The sequence below is a fragment of the Lactiplantibacillus fabifermentans DSM 21115 genome (assembly GCF_000498955.2).
Taxonomy (GTDB): Bacteria; Bacillota; Bacilli; order Lactobacillales; family Lactobacillaceae; genus Lactiplantibacillus; species Lactiplantibacillus fabifermentans.
Map to the genome: position 1 here is coordinate 1 of NZ_AYGX02000052.1, position 11,792 is coordinate 11,792.

At 43.9% G+C, this 11,792-nt stretch carries 10 protein-coding genes; all 10 read right to left on the minus strand.

Annotation, left to right across the window (positions count from 1 at the left end; all coding sequences use genetic code 11):
- Positions 1 to 181: 181 nt before the first annotated feature.
- Positions 182 to 775 carry an NUDIX hydrolase gene (locus DY78_RS04365; RefSeq protein ID WP_024624912.1) on the minus strand — a complete coding sequence of 198 codons (594 nt, stop codon included), beginning with the start codon at positions 773 to 775 and terminating at the stop codon, positions 182 to 184.
- Positions 776 to 954: 179 nt separating this feature from the next.
- Complete coding sequence (locus DY78_RS04370; protein ID WP_024624911.1) at positions 955 to 1,350, minus strand: type II toxin-antitoxin system death-on-curing family toxin; 396 nt, start codon at positions 1,348 to 1,350, stop codon at positions 955 to 957.
- Positions 1,350 to 1,607: a hypothetical protein gene (locus tag DY78_RS04375; protein WP_024624910.1), complete on the minus strand. Its 258-nt coding sequence runs from the start codon at positions 1,605 to 1,607 to the stop codon at positions 1,350 to 1,352. The genes DY78_RS04370 and DY78_RS04375 overlap by 1 nt, the downstream gene beginning before the upstream one ends.
- A 118-nt stretch (positions 1,608 to 1,725) precedes the next feature.
- The gene (locus DY78_RS04380) at positions 1,726 to 3,012 is read right to left on the minus strand and encodes an MFS transporter (RefSeq protein WP_024624909.1); all 1,287 of its coding nucleotides are present in this window, start codon (positions 3,010 to 3,012) and stop codon (positions 1,726 to 1,728) included.
- A 422-nt stretch (positions 3,013 to 3,434) separates the two neighbouring features.
- Positions 3,435 to 3,701, minus strand: a complete 267-nt coding sequence (locus tag DY78_RS04385; RefSeq protein ID WP_024624908.1) for a hypothetical protein — start codon at positions 3,699 to 3,701, stop codon at positions 3,435 to 3,437.
- A 147-nt stretch (positions 3,702 to 3,848) separates the two neighbouring features.
- Positions 3,849 to 4,193 carry a hypothetical protein gene (locus DY78_RS04390; RefSeq protein ID WP_024624907.1) on the minus strand — a complete coding sequence of 115 codons (345 nt, stop codon included), beginning with the start codon at positions 4,191 to 4,193 and terminating at the stop codon, positions 3,849 to 3,851.
- 80 nt (positions 4,194 to 4,273) lie between these two features.
- Complete coding sequence (gene rpoD / locus DY78_RS04395) at positions 4,274 to 5,380, minus strand: RNA polymerase sigma factor RpoD (RefSeq protein ID WP_024624906.1); 1,107 nt, start codon at positions 5,378 to 5,380, stop codon at positions 4,274 to 4,276.
- A gap of 14 nt (positions 5,381 to 5,394) precedes the next feature.
- The gene (gene dnaG / locus DY78_RS04400; RefSeq protein ID WP_024624905.1) at positions 5,395 to 7,266 is read right to left on the minus strand and encodes a DNA primase; all 1,872 of its coding nucleotides are present in this window, start codon (positions 7,264 to 7,266) and stop codon (positions 5,395 to 5,397) included.
- Between the two features lie 692 nt (positions 7,267 to 7,958).
- Complete coding sequence (gene glyS / locus DY78_RS04405; protein ID WP_024624904.1) at positions 7,959 to 10,040, minus strand: glycine--tRNA ligase subunit beta; 2,082 nt, start codon at positions 10,038 to 10,040, stop codon at positions 7,959 to 7,961.
- Positions 10,040 to 10,939, minus strand: a complete 900-nt coding sequence (gene glyQ / locus DY78_RS04410) for a glycine--tRNA ligase subunit alpha (RefSeq protein WP_024624903.1) — start codon at positions 10,937 to 10,939, stop codon at positions 10,040 to 10,042. Before glyQ ends, glyS begins: the two co-directional genes overlap by 1 nt.
- Positions 10,940 to 11,792 lie beyond the last annotated feature (853 nt).

An 11,792-nucleotide genomic window follows, 5' to 3' on the forward strand; every position in this document is an offset into this window, starting at 1 on the left:
TTATGCTGAACAATTTGTCCAAAAATTCGGATTAAATTTGCAATCTACCATATAAGCTATTATTGAGATAAAAGCGATGATTTATTTATCATATTCAGTTTTATTTTCACTAATAACATTATTTTCGTTCGTTGATGCAAACAAAAAACAACACCTCGACACAAATCACCGAGGCGTTGTTTCAATCAATATGGGGGTTGCCACTAGTAAATAGCTGTTGTAACTGTTCCGGCGTTGTCCGTTTCAGCGATAGTGGCGGTAACTCGGTCAACTTGAACCAGGCCATCGCAATCGTTTCACTATTATGGACAAAGTTGCCGGCCGGTGCGGTAGCCGCGAAAATTAATTTATAATATTGAAAAGTTTGTGGAATATCGGGCCGCCGATTCGTGTCATAAATCGCCCGTAATTCCCCGACCGTTACCTTCAAACCAGTTTCTTCTTGTACTTCTTTAGCCACGTTTTCGCGAGCCGACCAACCAACTTCAGCAAAGCCCCCGGGTAAGGCCCACTTTCCATGCCCATCTTCAACGAGCAATACTTGATCATCACGCTTGATAAAGGCGCGCACGTCAACTTTCGGCGTTGGGTATCCGCTTTCATTTTCAAATAATTGTTGGACCGTCTGAATTGGCGCATCGCCAACTTCGGCAAGTTGGGCGGTCGCTAAGTCTTGCAGTTGTTGATAACGTTCTAAGTCGAACTTATCACGACCATACGTCAAGCCAGCACCACTGATAGCTAAAATTCGTTTTAAAAATGCTAATTGCTCCATTACCGGGACCTCCATTTCGTTCATCTCGATTATATAACAATCTCCAACTCAAATTGCGTAAGAATTAGTGAAGGCCCGTGGTTATCCATGATTGTTATTACCAATTGATATAAATCATCACCGCTGAGCTTAATTGTATTAGTCAAAAAAGCAGACCCAACAATTAAGTTGCGTCTGTCCTACCGTGGTTGTAAATGATTTTCAATCGCTAAATATAGCGCATCGTAATCAAGCTGGGCATCATTTAAGGCGGCCACCTTAATCGTCAAATCTGCCAATTCTTCATTCGAATACGTGAGCACCCAGCCGTTTAAGTCAGCTAACATTGCTAGTGCCAACGCTGCGGTACGCTTATTTGCATCTTCAAAACAGTGTAAGTTAATCAATTTGATATAGGTGATACCTAACTTGGCCGGTAAACTCGGATAAGCTTCAGTACCGAAAAAGCGTTGTTTTGGCAAGTTTTCAATTGAATCAAGTCCGGCTGAATTCCGAACGAATGAACGCTCACCTGTTCCAGCTAGTAGCTGCTTGTTCATCGCCTGCAATTGCACGGCATCTAAATAAACCGTCATTATTCATCGCTTTCCTTCAATAATTCTAAGGTTTTAGCATACTTGGTCATACTTCTATCCATCGCGGCTAAGAATTCTGGATCTTGATCACTGCGTTCGCCGCCAGGTTTGAGGATCAAAGCCTGTTGGTCATCCGCCAGCGTAATGGTTACCGGACTTCCGGCTGCTAAACCAACTGCTGCCAAAATTTCATCTGAAATCTGAATGCCCAAACCGCCATCAGCTGTTGTTTGGATAATGGTTGTTTCATGCTTCATTTTATTCACCTCAATTTGTCCATAGCATAGCATGCCTCACACGCACCAGCAATTAATTACCTCGGCCAAAAATGCACTGCCCAGACAACGCAATATTTTAAATTACCTCTAGTAATATTCAATATTTATCGGCTTGAACTGCCCACCAAAATGGCCGAATTAATATTATTGTATAGCTCAACAATAAACCACCATTAATTAAAAAGATGATACCCCCGGTGCTTGAATATTGAAAAATCATTGTAAAGAACAAAGTCCCCACTGGCATAATCGAAGTATTGACCGTTGTTAGGGTTGCCAGTACCCGTCCCAAATTGTGCGTTGGCACTGTTTTTTGCAAATAGACTTGTACAATAATATTCAGCCAGACCAATATGAACGCAATGAACCCCATGACTAAACTACCGCTGACCATCAGTTGAACGGCTGTCAAATGCAACACTAGCATACTGCCAAGCCCCGCAATCAACCATGTTAGTATAATTAGCGGCACCATTAAGTGCCAAAAGAAGTGTCGCCGGTCAAGGGCTGGTAAGAAGCTCATGATTAAACTGCCTAATAACATGCCCACTGCGCCACCGGTCTCAAATATGCCAAGCATCGCATTACCCGTGTGCAACTCGTCTTTCAAAACATACGGTACGCCAATGGTCACAGCGGTATAAAAGAAATTCAATACCAGACCCATCATAATCGTCATCTTAATAACTGATCGTGATTGCATATAAATCAATCCGGCTTTAAAAGTGGTCCATTGTGAATTTAGCGTCTGCCGGTGATTGGTTGGTGCAACCGCCATATTTTCGTAAAAATGCATGGATAACATAATCAAGAATGACAATATTGTGGTAACAATTTCTAGCCAAATAAATCCGTTAAAACCGACTAGACTATAAAAGCCAACGCCCAAGGTCGGTGAAAGAATGGCCGCAATCGAAATCGCCGTTTGCGTTAATGAACTCAGCTGTTGAACCTTGTCCTGATTGACTAGTTCATGAATTGCGGCCGAAAAACAAGTATCATTCAAATTAGTGGAAACCGCATCAACGATCAAAAATAACACGATTGGCAACAGCTTCATTTGCGCAGAAAACAGGTTAATCGTGCTTGCGAAGATAATTAAGGCCGTTATCCTGACCAGCAAGCTACCAATCAAGATTGGCCGGTGACGTTGGGTATCTACCAGATTGCCAATTGGGATTAGAAAAATTAACCCAGTAATCGGGGCAACCAACATATTGATGCCAAAACTGAGCACTGAACGTGTTTGGTCGAGTAACATTAGCCCGAGACCGAATGTAAACATCTTGCCACTGAGGGAGCTGATTAAATTACTTGTAAACGACTTTGCAATCTGAGTATTTGATTGTCGATTGGTAATATTACGCTGACAGTTTGTATTCATGACACACTTCCAATCAAATTTGTGAACATCATGTATTAACTATAAGCTTTCGAAACCATCGTGCCTGCTGCGAGTGATTGTTACTTAAATAACCGTTGAATCTCGCTTACTAGGTAAAAAGGAAAAACTAATAATATATTTTTTCTTAATTTAAATCGGGAACTATAACCCCAATTACAATTTGGTGAAACGTACTTTAAATAACTTGTTAGTATGCAACTAGCCTTGCCGATTTAAATAAAATCAGCAAGGCTAGTTTACTCGTTCATATCGGTTTCCAAATTGCAAATTGAATCACCAAAGTAATAACAACTATCGGTATCAGAATATGAGTAATCATTCTTAAGCTCATTCAAGGCTGACACACAATCTGAACATATTTACTGCGAAGGTCACTAAGTCGCTTCGCTTTATTAATTTGGCTATTTAGGAGTCGAAATCACCAAAAAACGGACAATGGTAACGATCACCGTCAAGAACTGCAGTCCCAAATCCACGCGATTCAACCACTGTGTATCCCACGTATCTTCAAACACACTAAAATGGAGCATCGCTAAAATCAGCGCCGCCAGTGCCAGAAAGACCGCCACAATTTCATTGCCATTAATAACTGCGGCTATTAATACAACTAACGTCATTACGGCCACCGCGACCTTGCTAACCGTTATCGGGTAATAGATTCGTTTCATGGATAATGCCCCCCGCATATAATTTTTTTTACGCCTACTTTATACACGGTTTCGACTAGAACTACCACCATTCAAATTTGTTAGTTAACCGTTGCTAAAAAAAGACGTGATTGTCGGTTCGTACCAACAATCACGTCTTAATACCTTTTACGCTTTATATTTAAAGTTCAACCACCAAATGATGAGCGCTAACACACAAATACCGACGACCGTTAACAAATCAGTTGGATAAATCCGTACGGCTAAAGTGATACTCACCACCACCGAAACGGCGGCCACGCCATTGGTAATTTTATTGAAAGTGGGAAAATCTAACCACAAGTTCACTAGTTCAACCAGCAGCAATAGCGCCATTAAACCCGCAGGCCACTCATTGCCCGGCTGAAAATTAACCGCCAAGGAATCTACAGCGATATTGAGCAAGTATTCAAACCCCACATACAACGCAATCATTGAGCCCACGAACCGCAACATGATTCGATATTGACGCATGCCAACACCCCCTGCATCCATTTTAAACCGTTAGTCAAAAAAGCCCAGGAACTAGTCCCAGGCCATTTGACACATTTTGTTTATTCCAAGAAATCTTTCAATTGTTTACTACGTGATGGGTGGCGTAACTTCCGCAACGCCTTAGCTTCGATTTGACGAATCCGTTCACGCGTAACACCGAAGACTTTCCCGACTTCTTCCAAAGTCCGGGTCCGACCATCGTCTAAACCGAAACGTAAACGTAAGACGTTTTCTTCCCGGTCCGTCAACGTGTCTAGGACACCTTCCAATTGTTCTTTCAACAATTCATAAGCGGCCGCATCGGCAGGTGACGTCGCATCTTGGTCTTCAATGAAGTCACCCAAATGCGAGTCATCTTCTTCACCAATTGGGGTTTCCAATGAAACGGGTTCTTGCGCAATCTTCAAGATTTCGCGAACCTTTTCCGTTGGCATATCCATTTCAGCCCCAATTTCTTCTGGCGTAGGTTCGCGCCCTAAGTCTTGTAGCAATTGACGTTGAATCCGGATCAACTTGTTAATGGTTTCAACCATGTGAACGGGAATCCGAATCGTCCGCGCTTGGTCCGCAATAGCCCGCGTAATCGCTTGACGAATCCACCAAGTTGCGTAAGTTGAGAATTTGAACCCTTTACGGTAATCAAACTTTTCAACGGCCTTCATCAAGCCCATGTTACCTTCTTGAATCAAGTCTAGGAATTGCATCCCACGACCAACGTAACGCTTCGCAATGGAAACCACTAACCGCAAGTTGGCTTCGGCTAATTCTTGCTTAGCCGTTTCGTCACCTTGTTCAATCCGTAAGGCTAAGGCAACTTCTTCGTCGGCCGTTAACAAGTCCACGCGACCGATTTCCTTCAAGTACATCCGTACGGGGTCATTGATCTTGATTCCCGAAGCGGAACCGGCGTCAGTCAATTCTTTCTTGCTGACCTTTTTAACACTCTTAACGGCCCGGGCATCTGGTTCGCCCTTTTCGTCAACGACACTAATCCCAGCGTCTTCAACTTTTTGTAACAACTTATCGATGCCGCTAGCATCTAATTTGTATGGTGCGGCGAGTTTGTCAGACAATTCGTCATACTTGATGCTACCAGTCTTTTTGTAATCCTTGATTAATGCTTTAACGGCTTTGTCATATGCCGTGGTTGCTTTTGCTTTTGCCATAAAGTCGTAGCCTCCTATAAGTTGTCAGCTTGTTTAACTTGCTGTTGTTGACGATATAATTCAATTAATTCCAAAGTTAATTTTGACACGAGCTCGCGGTTACCCATTTGTTTGGCCGCGTTGAGCTCGGTTTTTTTATCACTAATTTTATCGGCGACGGGTTGCTGATTCATGATGACATTCACCAAATCAGCAATTTCTTCGCTGGATGTTTCCGACGCAATATCCATGAATTCTAAGCTCGTGACGACCGGTTTTAAGGCCTGATCAGTCATAAAATCCGTAAAGTTCGCTAAATCAAAACGATTATGCGTCTTGAAATAAGCTTCGGCAAACACCAACACTTGTTGGTACTTGTCATGAATAAAGTGAAAGCCCCCGACCGCCATGACCCGTAGCCAGACATCGTGGTCATGCAACAAGCGGTATAACAATAACCGCTCGGCGCGTTCCACACGACTAATCGGACCATCAGTTTCGGGCATCGCCGTGACCGATGGTGGTGGCGGCGTCATTGGCGGTGGCGCTTGATCGACCACCGGCGCGTTTTGCGTGTGATGGACCGATTTTTGACCCACTAACGACCGCAATTGTTCCCGCAAGTCATCTTTATTCAATCCAAATTCTTGGACTAACTGATTCAAATATAAATCTTGCTCCACGCTCGACGATAACTGGGTGAGTTGCTGTAAGACTGCATCCAAATACGTTAATTGGTCTTGCGTATTTTGCAAATTCAAATCATGCCGCAAATATTGCATCTCAAAGGCGGTCGGCGTTTGCTTACCGTCTTCAAAGACTTGTTGGAACTTGGTGGCGTCGTTGGCACGTAAATACTCGTCCGGGTCCATCCCGTCCGGCATTTGTACGACCCCAAGTTTCAGGCGACTCTGATCACCCAATAGCTTCAGTGCGCGGTCGGTCGCTTTTTGCCCTGGCATATCACTATCATAACAAATATAAAGTTGGTCGGTCACCCGTTCCAACATATAGATTTGCTCGTTCGTTAAACTGGTCCCCATTGAGGCGACCCCGTTTTGAATACCCGCGCGATACGCCGCAATGACATCCATAAAGCCTTCGAATAAGACGACCGATTTATGTTGGCGAATAGCGCCCCGTGCTAAGTCAAAGTTGAAGAGCACCGACCGTTTATTAAACAGTTTCGTTTCCGGACTGTTTAAATATTTCGGTTCATCCGGGGATTTTTTCAGGATACGCCCTGAAAAAGCAATCACCCGACCGCTCGCGTCTTTAATCGGAAAAAGGACCCGGTCAACGAACCGATCCCGTAATTCGCCGGCTTGATTTTCAATAAACAACCCCGACTGCCGCAATAACTGGTAGTCAACGTTGTGTTCTTTAAAAAAGTCGAGTAACAACTGATTGGCAGGCGCATAACCGATGCCAAAAGTGGCAATCGTGTCATCATCGAGCCCGCGCTGATGCAAATAATCCAACGCCGGTTCACCGAGTTCGGTGTTAACTAAAATGTGTTGATACATCTTGGCACTGTCGGCGTATAACGTTAATAAGTCGGCCTGTTGCTGGTCTTTGGGTGCGGCGGGTTGCGCGGAAGCTTGATAGCTTGCTGGCAACTCGATATGCCCAAAATCAGCAACTTTGACGACCGCTTCCGGAAACGATAAATTTTCCAAATCCATGATAAATGAGAACACGTTGCCCCCACGTCCACAGCTGAAACAATGAAAAATTTGCTTTTGTTCATTAACCGAAAATGACGGTGTCCGTTCTTCGTGGAATGGACATAACCCAAACAGGTTCTTACCAGCTTTTTTCAGCTGGACATACTGACCAATAAAGTCAGCGATATTCACGCCGGAGCGGATTTCATCAACTTTTTCTTCAGGAATCCGATTGGCCAAGCCTGCCACCCCATTTCTACTAACTGACTGACAAATCAACCAGAACCTTCACAGCATTTAAAAGCCGCATCACCAAAACTGAGATGCGACTATTAACGTGCGAATTTCTACAGAATATATAATATCACAAGGTTGACAGCTATGCAATAATAAGCCTTGTTTATTAGACATTTTTGTCAAGTTTGTCATGATTATTAATTTTATTGGGTTTAGACGGGAAAAATACCGTTACTATTTATGCTATTTCGCCAAAGATGGCCATGATAACCTACCAAGGAAATCGTAATTATCCCCGCATAGGAATGATTGCAATATACATTTTGCAATTATTAACACACCTCATTCATCAAAAAATTGCCATGCTAGTATCAGCGCAATATACGTGATACAACCACCTTATACCTAACCGCAATAATGATTAGAATTGCAATTTAGCGGGCGGTGGTCAGTAACGGAAGCTGCCGTGCAGGTGCTGTTAGTCAGTGTATTTGGCTGGCTTACAGCACGGACGTCTTTTGAGACTTGGGTTTCAGGCTCAAAAGCGAGGCCCCAGACCGCCCTTTGGCTGGCGCCGGTCCACACAGCGGCTGAAGTTACTGGCCACCGCCCGCGACAACCAACACCCCAACTCAAAAAAGGAACCGAATTCCACAAAACAGAATTCGGTTCCTAGTATTATACGCGCTAAATGATTATTTAACGATTAATTGGTTCAAGTCACCCATGACGTTAACCATTTGAGCAATCATCAATAATTGCTTAATGTGATTGTCACGAACTTTTTCGTCTTTGCTCATAACCATTGTTTGTTCGAAGTAGTCCGCAATCAATGGCCGTAAAGCAGCTAACTTCTTGAAGCGGCTTTCCATATCCATATCTGGCGTTACTTGCGTCTTCAACTTTTCAACGGCCGTATATAAGGCTTGTTCGGCATCATTTTCGAATAAACTTGGGTCAACCGTTAAGTCTTCAATTTGTAAGTCCGCTTTCGCCGTAATCCGTAATAAACGGGTGAAAGCTTCAACGGTGTTCTTGAATTCAGGATCATCTTGATGGGCGTTCAAGACGTCCGCCGCTTTGAACATTTCGGCGATATCTTGACGACTCCCTTTAACGACCGTATCAACGATATCGTAACGCAATTTACGGTTGTTGAACCATTGCTTAACCCGGTCAGTCAAGAAGTCCGCGACTGGTTGGCTTTGACCAGCAAAGTTCAAATCGAAAGTGGCATCGTGACGTTCCAATTCAAGTTGAATTTCTTTTTCAAACTTGCGAATTGGGAAGTCCCAGCCTTGAGCCCGCACAATCCGCACGATTCCAAAGGCTTGCCGACGTAAAGCAAACGGATCATTAGACCCACTTGGTGTTAATCCAACGGCAAAGAAACTCATAATGGAATCAATCTTGTCAGCGACCGCTAAAACGGCACCAACCTTTGATTTTGGTAAGTCACCATCGGCACTAATTGGCATGTAGTGTTCCCGAATGGCTTGACCGACTGCCGGATCTTCACCCTTCAAGACAGCATACTTATCACCCATGACCCCTTGAAGTTCTGGGAATTCGCCGACCATGCCGGTAACTAAGTCAAACTTGTAGATTTGCGCAGCGCGGTGCAATTGGTTTTGTTCCGCTTCACTCAAACCGAATTGTTTAGCTAAGAAACCACTGATGTACATGACCCGTTGCATCTTTTCGTACATCGTCCCAATCTTATCATGGAAGCTAACCTTCTTTAAGCGTTCCACATATTCTTGGATGGAATGTTCTTGGTCTTCATGATAGAAGAAGGCCGCATCTTCCAAACGCGCGGTTAAAACTTTTTGGTTCCCTAACGCGACGTTTTGCAAATGTTCCGTGTTCCCGTTCCGCACTGACACAAAGTGTGGTAACAAGTTGTCTTGAGCATCGGTCACGTAGAAGAACCGTTGGTGGTCACGCATTGACGTAATCAGGACTTCATCTGGAATCGTCAAATACTTCGTGTCGAAGTTCCCCGCAAAGGCCGTTGGGAATTCAACCAAGTTGTTAACTTCTTCCAATAAGTCTTCGTTAACCTTGATGGTCCAGTCATTTTCCTTAGCTAAGGCGTCGATTTGGTCACGGATGGTTTGCTTCCGCTTATCCGCATCAGCGACCACGAATTCTTTAGCTAAATCAGCTTCATAGTCGCCGGCGTTTTTGATTTCAACGTCGTGACCTAAGAAACGATGGCCCCGACTTACCCGACCAGCATCCACATCGAGGATGTTGATGGGAACAATTTCATCATCTAATAGTGATACCAGCCACCGAATTGGGCGAATGTATTTGAAGCTAAACGTGGACCATTTCATCATGGTTGGGAAGTTCATCTTCGTAATCACATCTTTAACGCCGGCTAAAACTTCACTAGCGGCTTTCCCGGCCGTAAAGGTTTGGACAAAGACATACGGGGTGCCTTTGATTTCTTTAAAGACGATATCGTCCGTTGAAGCGCCTTGGCCTTTAGAAAAACCAATTGCGGCTTTCGTCCAGTTGCCATCCGCATCCAACGCAATTTTCTTGGCCGGACCACGGACTTCTTTCTTAACGTCAGCTTGTTTGTCATCTAAACCTTCGATTTGGATGGCTAAGCGCCGCGGCGTCGAGAACATGTTGATATTTTCAAAGTTTAAGCGTTCTTCCTTTAAAAACTTCACCATGCGTTCTTTTAATTGCATCACGCTCGGAGTGACGACGTGGGCGGGCATTTCTTCTAACCCAATTTCTAACAAATAAGTTTTAGTCATTATTCAGCGTCCTCCTTTGCGTGTTTTAATAATGGGAAGCCCCGTTTTTCACGTTGCGCCACAAATTCCTTGGCAATCGACTTGGCCATGTTCCGAATCCGGTCTAAGTAGCCGGCCCGCTCGGTAACGGAAACCATGCCGCGCGCATCCATCAAGTTGAAGGTGTGGCTACATTTCAAGCAGTAATCATAGGCTGGATGAACTAAGCCGTTTTCGATTTGCCGTTTGGCTTCTTTTTCATATTCATCAAATAACATTAATAATAAATCTTCGTTGCTGTCTTCGAAGGCATACTTGGAGTTTTCAAATTCAGGTTCCAAGAAAATGTCACCGTACTTAACGCCGTCGCCCCATTCCAAATCAAAGACGGAGTTCACGTCTTGAATGTATGATGACAACCGTTCCAAACCATAAGTAATTTCAGAAGTGACCGGGTCAACTTCTAAACCACCGACTTGTTGGAAGTAAGTGAATTGGGAGATTTCCATTCCATCTAACCAAACTTCCCAACCAACACCGGCACAACCCATGGATGGGTTTTCCCAGTTATCTTCAACGAAACGAATATCATGTTCTAACGGATTGATACCTAATTTTTGCAGACTTTGTAAGTACAAGTCTTGAATATTTTCTGGTGATGGCTTCATCACAACTTGGAATTGATGATGTTGGTATAACCGGTTGGGGTTTTCACCATAACGACCATCGGCAGGCCGGCGTGATGGTTCCACGTAAGCGGCATTCCATGGTTCGGGTCCAATCGCCCGTAGGAACGTATATGGACTCATCGTCCCGGCCCCTTTTTCGGTATCGTAAGATTGCATTAACATACAACCTTGGTCTGACCAAAATTCTTGCAAGGTCAAAATGATCTCTTGCACTGATAACTTTTTGCTCATGATATTCCTCCCAAAATTTGTGACTGAATGGCGCGATGACAATAAAAATGGGCGGCCCCACAACTAAAAATCGTCCCCTGCCGTTTGCTAAAAACGACATAGGGACGATTGATTTCGCGGTTCCACCCTACTTCTGGGTGACCCCAGCAGCTTGATTACAATTCTAAAAAGCTCCGAAAGCGCCAATCATCAAGCCTGGCTAACCATTTCCCACCACCATGGTCTCACTAAAAACCGGTCAAGATAACTTTCTCTCATCAACACTTAACTATTCAGTTCTTCATCATCATAGCCGACTGTCGGGCTTTTGTCAATATTTGACTAGTTTGAATTGGTGATGTACTTGCCATTGCCGGTGGTCGGGACTTGGTGGCACGCCGTGGGGCAGACCACCTTTCCAACTGGAAGTATGAAGCGTCCGTCAATTAAAAGTTAATAAGTTGGCTATTATTCAAAATGTCGGTGAATGGCCATGAATAAGCTTGTCACTATAGGTTATGTAGAATGACACGACATTGCAAATTTTTTTATCGACAACTCTGCTTTATGATCAACTAACTGAATTTAACTATATCACCGATATAACAATTAATAACGGCTTTCGCAATTACACATTCACCATCTTTGAAAGTTACAAAAAATGGTGCGACTACAAAAAATTGTCGTCACACCATTCTCATTCAAAATTCAATTTAGTTGTGGGTCAGCGGTAATGGAAGCTGCCGTGCCAGTGGCGTTAGCTCGGCATGCTTTTAGCCGAACTTACGGCACCGACATCTTTGAAGATTGGCGGGCTTGGCCGAGCTTCAAAGTGAGGTTCGAGACCGCTTTTTGGCTCGAACCGGTCGCCACG